The following is a 17,956-nucleotide window of genomic DNA, read 5'->3' as shown; positions in this document are numbered from 1 at the left end:
TGCGGCTTCCGAGATCGTAATGATCACTGAGGGCTGAACCGCATCAGCTGTATTTCACAAACCGCCGACCTTCCGGCGGTTTGTGCATTGAAGGACTTTCGAGTGAGCAAGACCCCCGTTTTCTTTCTGCAGAATCCATTGCTGCCGGGCTTCGGCCTGAGCTTCGGTTTCAGCGTCTTCTACCTGTCGCTGGTCATCCTGTTTCCGCTGTCCGCTCTGTTGCTTTACGTCAGCGACATGAGCTGGGCGCAATACTGGCAAGCGATCAGTGACCCGCGTGTGGTGCAGAGCTACAAGGTCACCATCAGTGGTGCCTTCTATTCGACGGTGATAGCGCTGCTGGTTGGTCTGCTGATCGCCTGGATCATCACCCGCTACGAATTCCCTGGCCGCCGCCTGGTCGATGCGCTGGTTGACCTGCCGTTCGCGCTGCCGACTTCAGTCGCCGGGTTGACCCTTGCGACCTTGCTGGTGCCCGGTGGCTGGCTTGGCCAGTATTTCGACGCTGCCGGTATCAAGATCGCCTACGCCTACCCAGGCTTGCTGATCGCTATGGTATTCACCAGCCTGCCCTTTGTGGTGCGCACCGTACAGCCCGTGTTGCAGAGCCTGGGTACGGAGTACGAAGAAGCGGCCAGCACGCTGGGGGCCAACAAGGTGCAGAGTTTCACTCATGTGGTGCTGCCCAGCCTGGCGCCGGCATTGATTACCGGGGCTTCGCAATCGTTCGTTCGCAGCCTGGGCGAGTTTGGCGCAGTGATCATGATCGCCGGCAACATTCCATTCAAAACCGAAGTGTCGTCACTGATGATTTTCGTGCGCCTGCAGGAATTCAATTATCCGGCTGCGGCGGCGATCGCGTCGGTGATCCTCCTGGCCTCACTGTTCCTGCTCTTCGCCTTGCAGGTAGTGCAGGGGCGCCTGTTCAAATGGCAGAGGCAAAGTCGATGAAAAAGCCTCAGCAGTGGCATCAATGGTTACTCATCATCCTTGGCCTCGGTGCAGTCGCGCTGCTGCTGCTGGTTCCCCTGGCGCTGATTTTCACCAAGGCGCTCAGCGGCGGCTGGAGTGCGTTGGTCGACAACCTGTCCCAGGACTACATGCAGCACGCTATCGGCCTGACCCTGCTGGTCGCCGCGCTCACCGTGCCGCTGAACCTGTGCTTCGGCATCCTGCTGGCCTGGTGCGTGACCCATTACGACTTCCGCGGCCGCAAGCTGCTGACCACCCTGGTGGACATTCCCTATGCCGTGTCGCCGGTGGTCGCCGGTCTCTGCTACTTGGTGGTCTACGGGCTGGAAACCGCCCTGGGCCAATGGTTCTACGATAACGACATGCAATTGATGTTCGCCTGGCCCGGCATCGTCATGGTCACGGTGTTCGTCACCGCGCCTTACGTGGCGCGCATCTTGATTCCAGTCATGCAGTCTCAGGGCAATGACGAGGAAACCTCTGCGCTGTGCCTGGGTGCCAATGGCTGGCAGATCTTCCGCCATATCACGCTGCCCAACATCAAATGGGCGCTGCTCTACGGCGTGGTGGTCACCAATGCGCGGGCAGTGGGCGAGTTCGGTGCGGTGTCGGTGGTGTCCGGCACCATCCTCAACCAGACCCTGACCTTGCCGCTGCTGGTGGATCAGCTGAACAACGACTACAAACCGGTGGCGGCCTTCACCGCAGCAGCGCTGCTGGCCTGCATGGCGTTGTTCACGCTGTTCCTCAAGACGTACATGGAGTGGCGTCAGCGGGTCAACATGCAGCGCGCTGCAGACAGCTGAGTCAGCCCGAGACCTGCGTCAGGTGCCGGGCCAGTGCCGCCTTGAACGGCGGCAGGTTCTGCGCCAGGCGTAGCCCGGCATTGCGCAGCAGGCGCGTGGGCATTCGGTCGTCGGTGTACAGCCGCACCAGCAGGCTGGTGGCCTGATACAGCGGCCAGCTGGCGCGCCTCTGGGCACGGGCGTATTGCTGCAGAACGTCGGGGTCGCCGATGTCGCGACCCTCGCGCGATGCATCGAGCAACACCTGCGCCAGCCGCTTCTGGCTCTGCAAACCGAAGTTGAAGCCATGGGCCGTTACCGGGTGCATACCCACCGCGGCGTCACCTATCAACGCACAACGCAGCCCGGCGAAGCGCTGCGCATAGACGCCCACCAGCGGATAGGTATGGCGCTCGCCAACCAGCTCCATGCGCCCCAGGCGCCGCTCGAAACGGCGCTCCATATCACGGGCGAAGGCGTCCGGCGCCAGCTTCATTACCTCGTTGATTTCCTCCGGTGGCAGGGTCAGCACCGCCGAGGCGTGGTTGCCGTTAAGGGGGAGCAGGGCGAGCGTCTGCCCGTAACCGAACCACTCCCAGGCCACCTGTTCATGGCTGCGTTCGTGGCTCATACGGCAAACCAGCATGCTCTTGCCGAAGTCCTCCATGCGCGCACCGATTCCCAGGCGTCGCCGGGTCTCCGAAAAACGACTGTCGGCAGCGACCAGCAGGCGCGCATGCAGGAGCTGGCCATCGTTCAGGCGCAGCGTTACTGATTGCCTGGAGCAGTGCAGATCCTCGATCGTGCAGCTGCTCAGCAATTCGACGTCGGGGCAGCCGTTTACCGCCGCGAAGGCTGCGCGGCGGATCGCCTGATTGGGCACCAGGCAGCCCAAACGCTCCTCGCCAGCGGCTGCGGCGAGGATGCGCAGTGCATAAAGGGACGGGCCATTGAGTACCTGGGCGTCACGCAAGGGCGAGATTTCGTCGGCCTGCAGGTGCTGCCATATGTTCAGTGACTGCAGCGCCTGTCGTGAGGCATGGGTGAGGGCGATTTCGCGCCCATCCAGCGGCGGATTCGCCACTGCATCGAGGGGCTGGCGTTCGATCAGCCGAATAGAAAGTCCGTGGCCGGACAGGGAACGGGCCAGGCATAGACCCGCTGGCCCGGCTCCGACGATGACGACATCCACTTGCATGGCGATTCCCGTACTTGCTGACAGATCGCTACTGTAGGTCAGCGAGTACCGGGGAACATTGCCCGGGATCAGGCAAACGCTGCGATCACCAGAAACCGATGGGGTGACGCTCGTTGATGTAATCGAGTGGCAGGGCGAAGCCCTTGCGGAAGAAGTTGGCCAGACGGGTGTCGATGACCTTTTCGTTGACCGACGCCAGCAGCGATTCCTGGCGGTGGATATCGCCGCTGTCGGCGTAGTACTCCTCGTGCAGCATGCGTTGCGCTGCGAGGTTGGCGACCAGGCTGTAGCTGCTCACCAGACCTTCATCGGGTCGGCTGACCGCCAGGATCAGGCGCGGCTTTTCATTTTCCAGCACCAGATCGACCACCACGTCGAGATCGTGATTGCGGGCATAACTGGCTGCTTCTTCGAACAGAGGGCGCGCTTTCTCGCTCAATGCCTGGATGAATGCAGTGCGGATCGAGCTATCGCTCACGTCATGCAGTTCATGGGTGTCTTGCAGCTTGCGCAGAGTATTCACTTCATTGCCCCTTGAGTTCGGCCTGCTGTCTAGCGTGGGAAAAACAGGCGGTGCAAAGAGTTCAGGCTGCTCGATAAATGGTCTCTGCTAATTGTCCGGAACTTGTGTGCCCCATGCACTGCCATAGACACACAGTAACGATTGGCTCGGAGAATTTCGCCAGCATGCAAAACATCGAGCAGGCGGTTCATTTCCTGGAAAAGTACAACCTGGTGCTGAGCACCGCAGAGTCATCCACGGCAGGCCTTCTAGCCGCTACGGTTGCGGCTGTGCCGGGCTGTGACGGCGTGCTCGAAAGCGGCTACGTCGTCTACTCCAAGCGCGCCATGCAGGCCAGTCTTGGGGTGAGCCTGGAGACCATAGACACCTTCGGTATGAACAGCGAAGAGGTGGCGAGGGAAATGGCGTTGGGCGTACTGAAGACCAGCAGCGCCGACATCATCCTGGCGATCACCGGCGCACCGACCGCTGACGACAAGAGCGGCCAGGAAGTGATCGACGGCGCCATGTGCTTCGCCTGCGCCACGCGCCTTGCCGAACATCAGGGGGTGACCAGCGAGACCGTCACCTTCCCCGGAGACAATAACGAAAGGCGCGCTGCCGCAGCGCGCCATGCCTTGCTTCGACTGCCCTATTACTACGAACGGTTGCGTCAGACCTCCTGACGGCAGCGGTTCAGCGACTTGTGCAACATCGACCACTCAAGGAAAACACATGATCAAGAAATGCCTGTTCCCAGCCGCCGGTTATGGCACCCGCTTTCTCCCGGCGACCAAGGCCATGCCCAAGGAAATGCTGCCCGTGGTCAACACCCCGCTGATCCAGTACGGCGTAGAGGAAGCCCTCAACGCAGGCCTGACCGAGATCGCCATGGTGACCGGTCGTGGCAAGCGCTCCCTGGAAGACCATTTCGACATCAGCTATGAGCTGGAGCACCAGATCCGCGACACCGAAAAGGAAAAATACCTGGTCGGTATCCGTCGCCTGATCGACAACTGCACCTTCTCCTACACCCGTCAGGTGGAAATGAAGGGCCTCGGCCACGCCATTCTCAGCGGCCGTCCGCTGATCGGTGACGAGCCGTTCGCCGTGGTACTGGCCGATGACCTGTGCCTGAACATCGAAGGCGATGGCGTGCTGACCCAGATGGTCAAGCTGTACAACCAGTTCCGCTGCTCGATCGTCGCGGTGCAGGAAGTACCGATGGAAGAGATCCACAAGTATGGTGTGATCGCTGGCGAGATGATCCGTGACGACATCTTCCGCGTCAGCCACATGGTCGAAAAACCGAAGGCCGAAGATGCGCCGTCGAACCTGGCGATCATCGGTCGCTATATCCTCACTCCGGATATCTTCGACCTGATCAAGGACACCCAGCCGGGCAAGGGCGGTGAAATTCAGATCACCGACGCGTTGATGAAACAGGCTCAGGAAGGCTGCGTACTGGCATACAAATTCAAGGGCCGCCGTTTCGACTGCGGTGGTGCCGAGGGTTACATCGAAGCGACCAACTTCTGCTTCGAGAACCTCTACCGCGAAGGCCGCGGTTAACCGCTGTGAGTGTTAAAGAAACCGGGCTTCGTGCCCGGTTTTTTGGCTATAAAGGGTGTTGACTACTGCGTGCTGGCATAGCCCGATACTTGCTTGAGGTGTTGAAGGCATGGGGTGGCTGACTGAGATCTGGTGTCCGCTGGGTTAGCCATGTGGCGTTTGCTAGAGCGGCGCTTCACACTCAGGTCTTGTAGGATGGCGATTCCTCCAATGACTGCCGATAATGATGCACTGCGGATTTTATGCACGGTGCAGCCAAACATTACGAATGCAGCAGGGATCTTGATCAACCACCATCGTCAGAGGGATTACAGCGTGCCGTTTACCCACTTCAGCCGCTTTGCGCCTGCCACTGTCAGCTTGCGAGCGCCAGTCGCCCGATGATCATCAACGGCCTGGTTTTTCTCGCCACGCTGATTGCGATGGAAGGTGTCGCCTATTACGCGCACAAGTACGTGATGCACGGTTGGGGCTGGGGTTGGCATCGCTCGCACCATGAGCCGCGTGACGGCTGGTTCGAAAAGAACGATCTGTATGCGGCGGTATTCGCCGGGCTGGCAATTGTGTTGATTGCCCTGGGCACCCAGGGTCTGCACCCACTGGAATGGATTGGTGCGGGAATGACCGCCTATGGCCTGTTGTACTTCGTCGTCCATGACGGGCTGGTGCATCACCGCTGGCCGTTTCGCTTCGTGCCCCGCAGTGGTTACCTCAAGCGCCTGTATCAGGCGCATCTGATGCACCATGCGGTGGAGGGCAAGGAGCGCTGCGTCTCCTTCGGTTTTCTTTACGCACCGACTACGGCACGTCTGAAGGCTCAGTTGCGGGCGATGCATGACGGGCCGCTGCGCAAGACGGATGCGGACGTTGCCACAGGTTCCCGGAGCGAGCCGGCCAGCGCGCGAAGCGACTCGTAACCGCCTGCCACAAGCCGATCAGCACGGCGCCGATCTTCTCCGCCTTTGAAGTAGAGATGCGTTCGTCCCAGGCGTGGTCGCCAGCGTCCAGCACCTTCATGCCGATCTGCCGGTACACCACCGCTGCCGTTGCCACCGCCCAGGCCGAACGCCAGGGCAGGGCGCTTAGGCCCGCCTGAGCGCTGGCATAGTAGGGTTCGGCTAACTCGACCAGGCGCTGCCCCAGTACCGCCACGGCCGGACGATAACGAATATCGGCGACCTGATCGCGCGGTACGCCTAGTTCTTCCAGCCATTGTTCGGGCAAGTAGCAGCGCCCCACGGCGGCGTCTTCGGTGATATCCCGGGCGATATTGGTCAGTTGAAATGCCAGGCCCAAGTCGCAGGCGCGATCCAGGGTTGGCTCATCTCGAGTGCCCATCACTCGGGCCATCATCAGACCCACCACGCCGGCTACGTGGTAGCAGTACTGCAGGGTATCGTCGACGCTCCGATAGCGGCGTTCCAGCACATCCATTTCGAAACCTGCCAGATGCTCCAGGGCATGCTGCTCGGGAATGTCGTGGGCGAGTACAACTTGGCGAAAGGCTGCGAAAGCGGGGTCGTTCAGCTCGCCACCGGCATATACCGTATGGGTTTGTGCCTGCAGATGAGCCAGGCGTTGCTCGGCTTGTTCGCGGCTGATCGATACGGCGTTGTGTCCGGCTTCCTGGCCGTCGATCACGTCGTCGCAGTGGCGACACCATGCGTAAAGCATCACGGCGCTGCGTCGGGTCGGCTCGTCGAACAGTTTCGAGGCCGCTGCGAAGCTCTTCGAACCTACCGCGATGCTCTGGTTAGCGTGCTCGATCAGCGCCTGATCGTCCGGCGTGGCGGCGCTCATGGCTGTAAGTCTTCGATCATCAGGCCCGCCGTGGCCTTGGCCGAGCCGATCACGCCCGGAACGCCAGCGCCAGGGTGGGTGCCAGCACCAACCAGATAAACATTGCTCAGTTGCGCATCCCGGTTATGCGGGCGGAACCAGGCACTCTGCTGCAGCACGGGTTCCAGCGAAAACGCCGAGCCCTGATAGGCATAGAGCTCATCGCGAAAATCGTTGGGTGTGAAGATTCGGCAGGTCACCAGGTCTTCGCGCAGCCCCGGGATGTAGTGCTCCTCGAGGTAGGCGAGAATGCGATCACGGTAGCGCGGGCCCTCGACCTCCCAGTCGATCGGCGCGTTGCCCAGATGCGGCACTGGCGACAGCACGTAGTGGCTCGAACAGCCGGGCGGCGCCAGGCTGGGGTCGGTCACGCATGGCGCGTGCAGGTAAAGGGAGAAGTCCTCGGCCAGGGTTTGACCGCTGAATATTTCCTCGATCAGCTCGCGATAACGTGGCCCGAAACACACCGTGTGGTGTTGCAACTGTGGCTGCGGACGCTTGAGGCCAAAGTGGATCACGAACAGCGAGTTACTGAAGCGTTTGCCTTTCAGGCGACGACCTTCCTGCCGCCCGCGCGGGTGCTTGGCGAGCAGGTTGGCGTAGGTGTGTACCACGTCGGCGTTGGAGGCCACGCTGTCGGCCGCGAATTGACGACCGTCCTGCAGCCGCACGGCGGTGGCGCGATTGCCCTCGGTTTCGATGGCGGCCACGTCAGCATTCAGCTCCAGCGTACCGCCGAGATCTTCGAACAACGTGACCATGCCCTGCACCAGTGCACCCGTGCCGCCCTTGGGAAACCATACGCCCCACTCGCGCTCCAAGGCATGGATCAGGGTGTAGATCGATGAGGTAGCGAAGGGGTTACCGCCGACCAGCAAAGAATGGAACGAGAAGGCCTGGCGTAATTTGTCGTGTTCGACGAAATTCGAGACCATTGAGTAGACGCTGCGCCAAGCCTGCAGCCGCGCCAGTTGCGGGCCAACCTGGAGCATGTCGCGGAACGACAGGAAAGGCACCGCACCAAGCTTCAGGTACCCCTCTTTGAACACCGCACGGGAGTAAGCCAGGAAGCGCTGGTAACCCTCCACGTCGCCGGGGTTGAGGGCCTGGATCTGGCGATCCAGCTCGGCCTGATCGTTGGCGTAGTCGAACTGCGTGCCATCCTCCCAGCACAGGCGGTAGAAGGGTTTGACTGCAAGCAACTCGACGTAGTCGGCAACCTTCCTGCCGCTGAGGGCGAACAGCTCCTCGATGGCGCTGGGGTCGGTAATCACCGTCGGGCCTGCATCGAAGGTAAAACCCTGATCACGGTAAACGTAGGCGCGGCCGCCTGGTTGGTCGCGTTTTTCCAGCAGCGTGGTCTGGATGCCTGCGCTCTGCAGGCGAATGGCCAGAGCCAGCCCGCCAAAACCCGCGCCGATGACGATGGCTGTTTTCGCTTGGTTCATGAACGAGTCTCGAAATGCCGAGGGGAATGGCGCACGGCCGCCCGCATGGCTTGATCAAAGGGCACCGGCGGCTTGCCGACAAGAATTCGTGCACGGTCGTACCAGGGGTTGCTGCCAGCGTAGAAACGCTCGATCAGCCCTGCGGGCAGTCCGTAGAAACGCTGCATGACCTGCCAGCGATCTTGCGGGCGCCCGGCCAGGAACAGCATGCGGTTGAGCAGACGATAGAAGTTCTGGTTGCGCCATTCGCTTCGGGCGTGGGCGCGCAGGTCGCGTGCCAAGGTGGCTGCGTCTTGCAATGCATAGCCTGCGAGCCAGTCTGCCAGGCGCACCGCATGGGGCAGTGAATAACCGGTGGTGCAGTGGAACAGCCCGGCGCGCAGACCGGACAGCGGCTGGCCGGCGGCTTCGTCCCAGAAAGCGTCGAAGTCGCCGGCCAGGGTGATTGGCAGGATGCCCTGTTCCTCACGCAGGCACTCGGCGACCTGCCAGCCATGCTGACGAGTATAGGCCGCGATGTGTTCGCGCAACTGTTCGGTGGAGGCGCGGTGATTGTCGACGTAGTGGGTGTCTTCGATCAGCAACGTGTCCGCCGAAAAGGGCAGCACGTAGACGAAGCGATAACCGTCGCCCTGTGGCACTCGCGCATCCATGATGATCGGCGTCGTCAGGCCGTGGGGTTGCTCGAGGCGCAGCAGCTGGCCGACGAAGGCCTGCTGGCCAAGTACCAGATTACTGCTCGGTTTGGCGCCGCGGCCGTCGATCACTGCCAGGGCGTCGAGCCGCTCGCCACTCTCCAGTGTCACGTGGGTAGGGCTGATTTCGCTGATGGCGCTGCCCAGGCGAAGCGTCGAACCCAGCGCTGGGGTGATGACCTCGGCGAAACGCTCACTCGTGATGCTCGCGTAGCCACTGTTCATGGCCCGCGACAGATAGGGGAAGTGCACCTGATAGCCCGGCCAGCGCTTCACCACCAGAGGCTCCAGCCAGCGATGCTGAGCTTCGCTCAGGTCGCCGTCGTGAAACGACCAGGTGTGGTTGCCGCCCAGGCTCAGCTGCTCTTCGATGCACAGTACCTTGAGATCCGCTCGCTGCTGCTGCATACGCCAGGCGATCAGGCCATTGGCGAGGCCGCCGCCAGCCAGAATCAGGTCGTAGGTCATTGCTGGGCTGCCTCTGCCGGGGCGTGCTGCACCATGGCTGCTTCGACGATATCAGCGGCCTTCGGTGCGCCGCCTGCCTGCTGCAATTCCAGGTTCAGCGTCTCGAAACCAGGCAACGGCTTTGCCAGCAAGGTGCGCAGCGCCGCGGCGATACGTGAGGCGCTGGCCCGACGGCTCAATTGCGTACCCACGCCTCGGTAGGCGACGCGCGCCGCCACGCCAGGCTGGTCGAAAGCAATCGGCATTACCAGCATCGGCGTGCGTGCGGCGATTGCATCCATCACGGTGTTCAGGCCGCCATGGGTGATCACCGCGTCGGCCTGCTCCAGTGCCCATTGCTGCGGTGCGAAGTCGGTGACCCAGGTGGCGCCGCGCTCGATAAGACGTTGTTCCTGCGCCGCATTGAGTTTGCCGCAATGGGCGATCAGCAATTGGCTGTCGATACTGCGGCAAGCCGTAGCAATCCGTTCGAACAGGCCGAGGCGATCACCCTGTAGCGTGCCGAGGCTGGCAAAACAAAATGGCCTCTGCTTATCGATTGGCCATTCGCCCTGCAGCTCGGTCGCCGGGCTACGCAACGGGCCGACCGCGTGAAAGTGCTCGGGCAACTGACTGCGCGGGAAGTCGAACCCGGGCAGCGTCTGGCTGATTTGCGCCAACGGCGACAGGCATTCGTGTAACGCCGTGCGCGGTGCGATATCCAGGCGTTTGGCGGCATCCTGGATGACCTTGCCCAACGGCTTCATCAACCAGTCGTACACCTGGCTGCTACCCCGGTACATGTGCAGGCTGCGCTCGTCGGTGGCGTAGGCGAACGGCATCACCGGTAGTGGCAACCCCGGCTCGCGGTTGACCGGCAGCGCGCAGGCGACGGAAACAAATGGCAGTCCCAGGCTTTCGGCAACCAATCCGCCTGCGGGCTCCATCTGATCGCAGAGCAGGACGTCCACGTGATTGTCAGCCAGTGCGCTCGGCAGCTCGGCGCAGAGCATGGCTGTGGTAGCCGCCATCTGTTTGATGATGCGGCGTAGCCCCCATGGGGTGTCTGGTCGCGCCGCCTGGCGCAAGGTGTGCTCCAGGCTGCCTGGCGGGTGGCTGTTGGCACCCACTGAGCGAAAGCCGACGCGCGGGTCGCTGAGCCAATGGGCGGCGTCCGACTGATGAAAGAAGGTCACCCGGTGCCCACGGTCTAGTAGCTCGACCGCCAACGCCTGCAATGCCTGAAAGTGGCTGTAATAGGGTGGGGCGATAACGGCGAAATGACTCATGCTTGAACCAGTTGCTGTGTGCCTTGGGGCAGCAATCGGGCCTTGCGCAGCGCGACAAGGTTGGCAGAGCCGGTGCAGAAGCACGCCGTGCGTAGTTGGCGAATAACAATCTGAAAATGCTCGATTACGGCCTCGGTCGAGAGTGTCGCCCCGGGCAGCACGCCAGCGGCCTGGCCAACGATATCGGCGCCCAGGCGAATGGCCTTGGCAGCATCCACGCCGTCACGAACACCGCCGGAGGCGATCAGCGTGACGTCAGGCAAGGCTTCCCGTATCCCCTGCAGCGCCGTGGCGGTCGGAATGCCCCAGCCAGCGAAGGCCATCGCCACGGCTCGATCTGCTTCATTCGCGGCGCGTTCACCTTCCACCGCAGCCCAACAAGTGCCGCCAGCACCTGCCACGTCGATGACCTGGACGCCAGCCTCGACCAACGAGCGAGCCACCGAGGCCGATAGCCCGGCGCCCACTTCCTTGACGATCACCGGCACATGCAGGCTATTCACAACCCGCGCAATCTGCGTGAGCACACCGCGCCAGTCGCGGTCACCTTCAGGCTGAACGGCTTCCTGCAGCGGGTTGAGATGAATGATCAGGCCGTTGGCTTCCAGCGCATCGACGGCACGGCGGGCCAGATCCAGCCCCTGAGGTTCGAGCAGTTGCGCGGCGCCGATATTGGACAGCAGCGGGATACCTGGCGCGCAGCGGCGTAGTTCACGGGTCAGGCCCTGGTCGTTGCCTGTCTGCAGGCTGACGCGCTGGGAGCCAACGCCCATGGCAATGCCCAGCTCCTGGGCGGCTTCGACGAGGTGGCGGTTGATGGCTTCGGAGCGGTTGGCACCGCCGGTCATGGAGCTGATCAGCAGCGGTGCCTGCAGAGCGATACCGAGCAGCGAGCTGCGCAGGTCGATCTGCCCATGATCGAGCTCAGGCAATGCACAATGTTCGAACTGCACGGCCGACCAGCCTGCGCTGACACGTGTAGCCGCCTTGTGTCGATCCAGAACGATATCCAGGTGGTCATCCTTACGCCGACTCAGGTCGTTATTATTCATGCAGGCTCCATTGCGCAGGAATCATTTTGCGGTGCACGCGGTCTGTGCAGAACGGAATGATCGAATAGCATATCGACATCCGCTAGGCTTGAATTGGCCACATTATCAGGCAACTGCACGCACTAGACGTTCCAACATTACAAACCAGCTTCAGTTGTGATCATTTCGGTGTCAGGATCCTTCGTTGCAGTGACCTGGCAGTACTTGAAAGCGTGTCCAAGTGTTGCGGGAATACAGAAGAAGAGAGGGAACGATGACAGCCTATGCGACTGCAACGATCGACAGCGGATTCACCGAGCACCTGCTGCAATTGCGCGGTGCCATCGAGGGGCGGCTGGATGAACTGCTACCCGCCGTCAGCAATGAACGAGATCTGGTAGCCGCTGCCGTTCGTGACGGTGCGCTGGCCCCTGGCAAACGCATGCGGCCACTGCTGTTGCTACTTGCCGCCAATGGCCTAGGCGCCAATCAGCGTCAGGCACTGGATCTGGCCTGCGCCATCGAGATGGTGCACGCCGCCTCGCTGATTCTCGATGACATGCCGTGCATGGACGACGCCCAGGTTCGTCGCGGGCGGCCCACCGTGCACCTGGCGTTCGGCGAAGACATCGCCATTCTCGCCGCCGTCGCCTTGCTGGCACGAGCCTTTGGCGTGGTCGCCGGTATCGAGGGGTTGAAACCGCTGGTGCGCACTCAACTGGTGGAAATCGTCGCCAATACAGTCGGCTCACAGGGTCTGGTGCAGGGGCAGTTGCAGGATCTGCGCGATGGCAAGAATGCCCGCTCCGAAGAAGAGATCGCCGAAACCAACAAGCTCAAGACCGGGGTGCTGTTCAGCGCGATCATGGACATGGCCTACCTGATCAGCGACGCGCCCAAACCGTTGCGCAGCGTGCTGCAGCGCTTCGCTGTCGAACTCGGCCATGCCGTGCAGCTCTACGATGACCTGCAAGACGCCAACCCCAACAACGCTAAAGATCAGGGCAAGGACGACGGCAAGTCGACCCTGCTGGCACTGCATGGAGAGGAGAGGGTGCGCGAACGCCTCGATGGTCACCTGGCACGTGCGCAGATTTGCCTGGACGAGGCCTATCGAGGTGACGTGTATATAGGCCGCTTCCTCGGCATGCTCTTCGCGTGAGCGTCAGGGACTATTGAGGGAGTGCCTCCAGCGCACTCTGCAGTTCGGCTGCATCGCTGAAACGCTGTTCGCGAATCACGCTGCCGCCTTCCAGCTCCAGCCATTGCACGGTTTCCCGGTCGCCTTCATAGCGGCCTGCGACCCTGCCGGTCTGATCGAGCATGATGCGGTATTTGGCCGAGCGCATGGCCGGCACCGCGACCATCTTCGCCAGTGATGGCATCTTCTCGATATCCGCTACGTAGACCACGTGGCGCGCCTCCAGAAAACCTTCCGGCTTCTCCTCCAGTGCGCCATTGACCAGGCGTGCGGTCGACATGCTGCGTGCCACCAGCACCACGCGGGCGCTGTCATTGAGGGTGTAGGCCTTTTCGAACTGATCCAGCAGCGTCCAGGGCGTGGAAGGGGCGGGCGCATCGGTGGCCCAGGCGCTGGAACACATAACACTGAAAAGCAGGATGGAAATAGACTTCATGGCAGGCCGCTCTGTCGGAAACTCGCAGCACAATAGAGCGCAGTGGCGGTCATTGCCAAATGTTTTGCTGCTCTCTGAGCTTAAATATTCAGCCGGATTTTCGCCTTGTACCGGTCTGATGGCAGCCTTCCAATACGCGCATCATCAGTCTGATGAACAGCAACGGGAGAAGGTAGTCGGCAACGAAATCCATCAGCAAGGCTACCGCTTGGTTCCGTTGTTAATTAGAATCGATCTCGTTATTGACTCTTACAACAGGTGCCCGGCATGTCCGGTTCGGCAGTATCCACTGCACAGGCTTTTCACGATCTCTACCGCGACCACCGCAGTTGGTTGGAGCAGTGGCTGAGTCGCCGTATGGGTAACGGCTGGGATGCGGCTGACCTCAGTCAGGATGCTTTTATCCGCGTTTTAGGCGGCTCCCAGGTTATTGCCGAACTGCAGGAGCCACGCGCGTACCTGAAAACCATTGGCAAGCGCCTGCTGATCAATCTGCACAAACGCCGCAGTCTTGAACAGGCGTATCTCGATGCACTGCTGCAACTACCCGAAACCTGCGCGCCCTCGCCAGAGCAACGCTGGCTACTGTTGGAAACCCTGCAGGCCCTGGACGAATTGCTCGATGGCTTACCACCAGTGGTGCGCCGTGCCTTTCTACTTAGCCAGCTTGAAGGGCTCGGCTACCGGGAAATTGCCGAGCGCCTGGAGGTTTCCGAGCGCAGCATCAAACGCTACATGGCTCAAGCCTACGAACACTGTTTGCTGGTCGAACTGTGTTGAACCCTGAGGTCAGTGACGATACCCGCCGTGTTGCGCGTTCCGCCGCCCGCTGGTTGGCGCTGATCGAATCTGGTGAGGCTGGTGAGCAGGACCACGCCGCATTGCAGCGTTGGCGCGACCACAGCGCCGCACACGAACATGCCTGGCAACGGATTCAAGCGCTGCGCTCGCGTTTCGACGGGCTGCCCCCCGAACTGGCCATGGCCAGCCTGAACCGCCCCGACCAGGGCCGTCGGCGCATGCTCAAGGGCATGCTTGGCCTTGCCACTGTGGCACCAGCCGCCTGGCTGGTCAGCCGCGAACTGCCGCTCGAGGCCTGGCGGGCGGATATCTCCACCGGCACCGGGGGGCGCCGCAGCCTGACCCTGGCCGATGGCAGCGTGCTGGATCTGAATACCGCTTCAGCAGTGAATATCGACGCCGGCAAGCGGCAGCTAACCCTGGTACGCGGTGAAATCGCCTTGCGGGTTGCCGGCACTTCATCGTTCATCATCGATACCGCCCAGGGCAGGGCGACGATCAGTGCTGGGGAAGTCTGCGTACAGCAGCAAGGCGATACCTGCGAGTTCTCGGTTTTCAGCGGTTCGGCGCAATTACGGCCTACGGGGTACGACACGCTTGCCCTGCGGCCAGGTCAGCGGGTGCGCCTGCGTGAAGGCCGCATCGAGTCCACCCTGGCCTTCGATACCGAAGTACCCGGCTGGCGTGACGGTGTGTTGATGGCCAACGATCAGCCGCTGGGCGACTTCCTACGTGAGTTGGATCGCTATCGCCCCGGCATCCTGCGCTGGTCGCCAGCCCTCGAATCACTACGCGTCACCGGCAGCTTCCGCCTCGCCGACACCGACCAGATACTCGATCTGCTTGCTGCAAGCCTGCCGCTGCAGGTTCAGGCCCGTACGCGCTACTGGGTCACTCTGGTACCTCGCGAACGAGCGGCCTGACCTGTAGGAGCCCCCTTGCGGGCAATGCGATTGCGGCCATTCCAGTAATTCGTGCCATGCCCACGATTCGCCCGCAAGCGGGCTCCTACGGTATGAATGTATCTGCAAGAGGAGTGTCTGGCGCAGTCGGGACGGCGCGGCGCGAATGTTGTGGTGCCGTTCCGAAGATCCATGGCGTTGACCACCATTCGCCGCGGGGTCGCGGCTCCTACAGATGGGTTGTGAAATTTTTCCCCGCGCTCTGTCCCTTTTTCTTCACTGGCGTGTCATGGGTAGTAAGTGAATTAAAAAGAGAATGCTTCCCATGCCACTATTGACACGTCATCGGCCTCGTCTGGTGTCATCCATCTCCTACTCGACGGTATGCCTGAGCCTGTTGCTCGGTTTCGGGGCGGTCGCACCGTTCGCCGCTCATGCACAGACTCAGGAGCGCAGCTACAACGTGCCGGGTAGCGACCTGGGCGCCGCGTTGAGCCGTTTTGCCAGTCAGGCTGGGGTGAGCCTCTCCGTCGATCCGGCGCTGGTCAGTGGCCAAAGCACTCAGGGGCTTTCCGGTAGCTACAGCGTCGATGAAGGCTTCGCGCGGCTGCTGCAGGGCAGTGGTTTGCGTCTGCAGCCGGTAGGCACTGGAGCCTACACGCTGGTGCCGGCCAGCGAAGGGGCCTCTGCCATGGAAATCGCCCCGACGGCGATTACCGGTGTCACCGTGCCCTCAGAGAGCCTTGAGGGCGAACGCTACGCTGGCGGCCAGGTGGCGCGCCGCAGTTCCCAAGGACTGCTGGGCTCGCGGGACTTCATGGAGTCGCCGCTGAGCATGACCACCTACACCAGCGAGGCGGTGAAGAACAATCAGTCGCGCACCCTGGCAGACCTGACCGCCAGCGACCCGGCGGTACGTTCGACCAACCCGGCGGGCGGTCGTTTCGAGCAGTTCACCATCCGCGGTTTCAGCCTGTTCAATAGCGACGTTTCCTATGGCGGGCTGTACGGCATCATGCCGACGTACTCCATCGACATGGAAATGGCCGATCGCGTCGATATCCTCAGAGGCCCGACTCAACTGGTCAACGGCATCTCGCCGCGAGGCAGCGTCGGCGGCGGCATCAACGTGGTTCCCAAGCGCGCCACCGACAAGCCGATCACCGAATTCACCGGCAGCTATGCGTCGGACAGCCAGGTTGGCGGCGCTGTCGATGTCGGCCGTCGTTTCGGCGAGGACAATCGCTTCGGTATCCGCTTCAACGGCGTGAAACAGTCCGGCGATACCGAGTGGGATCATCAGAAGGTCAACCGCGAAATGGCCGTGCTCGGTCTGGACTTCCGCGATGAGCGCCTGCGTCTGTCGATGGATGTGGGGCACACCGAGCGTGATACCGATGCACCGCAGGAACGTGTGCTGGTCAACGCCGCTGCACCCGTGCCAAGAGCCAATGACGTGCGTCATAACTACGCCCAGGCCTGGAGCAAGGCCGAAACCAGCGACACCTTTGGCGCACTGCGTGGCGAGTACGATATCGACGATTCGTTGATGGTTTACGGTGCGGTGGGCGCGCGCAAGAGCAACCATGACTTCCTCCGCCACAACGTGTCGATCACCAATGCTGCCGGTGACTTCACCGTTTCGCCGCGCGACTTCACCCGGGAAGAAGACGTGCGTACGGTGAACGCAGGCGTGCGTAAATGGTTCCAGACTGGTCCGGTCAGCCACGAGATCAATCTGGCGGCCGATTACTTCTCGATGGACTTCGAGAATGGTGGCGGGCGTTACGCCAACCGCGCGGGCAATCTCTACAACCCGATCGCGACACCTGAGCCGACAGTGAGGACTCGAGATGACGCCAAGGTCTACACCGAGAACCGTTTCAGCGGTGTCGCGCTCTCCGACACCATGGGTTTTCTGGAAGATCGTGTACTGCTGACCCTTGGCGCCCGCTGGCAGCGGGTCAAGGTCGACGATTGGGAAAACGGCATCAAGGGCGAGACCGGCTACGACGAAGAGAAACTGTCGCCGTCGGTTGGCGTGCTGTTCAAGGCCACCGACCAACTGTCGCTCTACGCCAACTACATGGAAGGCCTGAGCCAGGGCAAGATCGCTCCATCGACCTCCAACAACGAAAACGATATATTCGCGCCCTTCATCAGCCGTCAGCTCGAGGCCGGTGCCAAGTACGACATGGGCAAGTTCGCGATTACTGCCGCTGTGTTCCGCATCAAGCAACCGGCTTACGAGACTGCGGCGCCAGTAGGTACTCAGCTTGAGGGTACCTTCGGCCCCAATGGCAAGCGCATCAACGACGGCATCGAGCTGAACGTGTTCGGTGAGCCCATCGAAGGCTTCCGTCTTCTCGGCGGGGTGATGTACATCGACAGCGAACTGAAGGACACCAACAACGGTGGCGTCAACGATGGCAATCGTGCCCCAGCCACGCCCAAGTACAACGCCAACCTGGGTGCTGAATGGGACGTGCCGACCCTCCAGGGCCTGACCCTGACCGCCCGTGGCATGTACAGCAGCTCCCAGTATCTGGATCAGGCCAACTCCAAGGAAATCGACTCCTGGGAGCGCTACGACGTGGGCGCTCGCTATGCCTTCAAAGTCGACGAAACCGATGTCACCTTGCGCGGTACCGTCGAGAACGTGTTGAACAAGCGCGACTGGATTTCCGCCGGTGCTTCGGACGACAGCGAAGCTGGCCTGACCATCTCCACCCCGCGCACCTTCATTCTGTCGGCGACCCTCGGGTTCTGACAGTTCGCAGCACCTCTGCGGTGAACGCCCGTGTAACGGGCGCTCGCCGCACACAATAAAACCAACCA

17 protein-coding genes are annotated in these 17,956 nt (G+C 61.6%); 9 read left to right on the top strand and 8 right to left on the bottom strand.

What is annotated here, in order from left to right; translation table 11 throughout:
• Positions 1-102: 102 nt before the first annotated feature.
• Positions 103-951, top strand: coding sequence for a sulfate ABC transporter permease subunit CysT (gene cysT, locus ACZ3GY_RS07300; protein WP_463564828.1), 849 nt, complete (start codon positions 103-105; stop codon positions 949-951).
• Complete coding sequence (gene cysW / locus ACZ3GY_RS07295; RefSeq protein WP_465909501.1) at positions 948-1,778, top strand: sulfate ABC transporter permease subunit CysW; 831 nt, start codon at positions 948-950, stop codon at positions 1,776-1,778. The genes cysT and cysW overlap by 4 nt, the downstream gene beginning before the upstream one ends.
• Before the next feature lies 1 nt (position 1,779).
• Here cysW and ubiM read toward each other — a convergent pair whose 3' ends face one another.
• Together ubiM and ACZ3GY_RS07285 are read right to left on the bottom strand one after the other, a co-directional pair.
• On the bottom strand, positions 1,780-2,955 hold the full coding sequence (gene ubiM / locus ACZ3GY_RS07290) for a 5-demethoxyubiquinol-8 5-hydroxylase UbiM (RefSeq protein WP_465909500.1): 1,176 nt from the start codon (positions 2,953-2,955) through the stop codon (positions 1,780-1,782).
• Between the two features lie 85 nt (positions 2,956-3,040).
• Positions 3,041-3,478, bottom strand: a complete 438-nt coding sequence (locus ACZ3GY_RS07285) for a hypothetical protein (RefSeq protein WP_465909499.1) — start codon at positions 3,476-3,478, stop codon at positions 3,041-3,043.
• Positions 3,479-3,642: 164 nt separating this feature from the next.
• Here ACZ3GY_RS07285 and ACZ3GY_RS07280 point away from each other — a divergent pair, with 164 nt between their 5' ends.
• From ACZ3GY_RS07280 to ACZ3GY_RS07270, 3 genes are all read left to right on the top strand, one after another.
• Positions 3,643-4,143, top strand: coding sequence for a CinA family protein (locus ACZ3GY_RS07280; RefSeq protein ID WP_465909498.1), 501 nt, complete (start codon positions 3,643-3,645; stop codon positions 4,141-4,143).
• A 49-nt stretch (positions 4,144-4,192) separates the two neighbouring features.
• Positions 4,193-5,029: a UTP--glucose-1-phosphate uridylyltransferase GalU gene (gene galU, locus ACZ3GY_RS07275; RefSeq protein WP_042554636.1), complete on the top strand. Its 837-nt coding sequence runs from the start codon at positions 4,193-4,195 to the stop codon at positions 5,027-5,029.
• 380 nt (positions 5,030-5,409) lie between these two features.
• Positions 5,410-5,946, top strand: a complete 537-nt coding sequence (locus tag ACZ3GY_RS07270) for a sterol desaturase family protein (RefSeq protein ID WP_465909497.1) — start codon at positions 5,410-5,412, stop codon at positions 5,944-5,946.
• Here ACZ3GY_RS07270 and crtB read toward each other — a convergent pair.
• Genes crtB through fni form a run of 5 tightly spaced genes read right to left on the bottom strand, consistent with a single transcriptional unit; the run spans position 5,828 to position 11,799 of the window.
• Positions 5,828-6,829: a 15-cis-phytoene synthase CrtB gene (crtB, locus tag ACZ3GY_RS07265; RefSeq protein ID WP_465909496.1), complete on the bottom strand. Its 1,002-nt coding sequence runs from the start codon at positions 6,827-6,829 to the stop codon at positions 5,828-5,830. The genes ACZ3GY_RS07270 and crtB overlap by 119 nt on opposite strands.
• Complete coding sequence (locus tag ACZ3GY_RS07260; protein WP_463564835.1) at positions 6,826-8,316, bottom strand: phytoene desaturase; 1,491 nt, start codon at positions 8,314-8,316, stop codon at positions 6,826-6,828. The genes crtB and ACZ3GY_RS07260 overlap by 4 nt, the downstream gene beginning before the upstream one ends.
• Positions 8,313-9,479 (bottom strand): lycopene beta-cyclase CrtY, encoded by a 1,167-nt coding sequence (gene crtY / locus ACZ3GY_RS07255; RefSeq protein ID WP_465909494.1) that lies wholly within the window; start codon positions 9,477-9,479, stop codon positions 8,313-8,315. The genes ACZ3GY_RS07260 and crtY overlap by 4 nt, the downstream gene beginning before the upstream one ends.
• Entirely contained in the window at positions 9,476-10,747 is a 1,272-nt protein-coding gene (locus ACZ3GY_RS07250; protein ID WP_465909493.1) for a glycosyltransferase, read from the bottom strand. The genes crtY and ACZ3GY_RS07250 overlap by 4 nt, the downstream gene beginning before the upstream one ends.
• A complete protein-coding gene (fni, locus tag ACZ3GY_RS07245) occupies positions 10,744-11,799 on the bottom strand; it encodes a type 2 isopentenyl-diphosphate Delta-isomerase (RefSeq protein ID WP_465909492.1) in 1,056 nt (351 codons plus the stop codon). The genes ACZ3GY_RS07250 and fni overlap by 4 nt, the downstream gene beginning before the upstream one ends.
• Positions 11,800-12,052: 253 nt before the next feature.
• On the opposite strand from fni, the gene ACZ3GY_RS07240 reads away from it, so the two are divergent.
• Positions 12,053-12,940, top strand: a complete 888-nt coding sequence (locus tag ACZ3GY_RS07240; RefSeq protein WP_465909490.1) for a polyprenyl synthetase family protein — start codon at positions 12,053-12,055, stop codon at positions 12,938-12,940.
• Positions 12,941-12,950: 10 nt separating this feature from the next.
• Here the strand turns inward: ACZ3GY_RS07240 and ACZ3GY_RS07235 are convergent, their stop codons facing one another.
• Positions 12,951-13,415, bottom strand: a complete 465-nt coding sequence (locus ACZ3GY_RS07235) for a hypothetical protein (protein WP_463564840.1) — start codon at positions 13,413-13,415, stop codon at positions 12,951-12,953.
• Between the two features lie 258 nt (positions 13,416-13,673).
• On the opposite strand from ACZ3GY_RS07235, the gene ACZ3GY_RS07230 reads away from it, so the two are divergent.
• The 3 genes from ACZ3GY_RS07230 to ACZ3GY_RS07220 all read left to right on the top strand — a co-directional run bounded on the left by ACZ3GY_RS07230 (position 13,674) and on the right by ACZ3GY_RS07220 (position 17,888).
• The gene (locus ACZ3GY_RS07230) at positions 13,674-14,195 is read left to right on the top strand and encodes a sigma-70 family RNA polymerase sigma factor (protein WP_463564841.1); all 522 of its coding nucleotides are present in this window, start codon (positions 13,674-13,676) and stop codon (positions 14,193-14,195) included.
• Positions 14,192-15,139 carry a FecR domain-containing protein gene (locus ACZ3GY_RS07225; RefSeq protein WP_465910016.1) on the top strand — a complete coding sequence of 316 codons (948 nt, stop codon included), beginning with the start codon at positions 14,192-14,194 and terminating at the stop codon, positions 15,137-15,139. Before ACZ3GY_RS07230 ends, ACZ3GY_RS07225 begins: the two co-directional genes overlap by 4 nt.
• 304 nt (positions 15,140-15,443) lie before the next feature.
• Positions 15,444-17,888 carry a TonB-dependent siderophore receptor gene (locus tag ACZ3GY_RS07220; protein ID WP_465909489.1) on the top strand — a complete coding sequence of 815 codons (2,445 nt, stop codon included), beginning with the start codon at positions 15,444-15,446 and terminating at the stop codon, positions 17,886-17,888.
• Positions 17,889-17,956 lie beyond the last annotated feature (68 nt).

It is taken from the genome of Pseudomonas sp. PME37.24/006, assembly GCF_055556635.1.
This window is presented reverse-complemented; position numbering and strand designations above follow the sequence as displayed.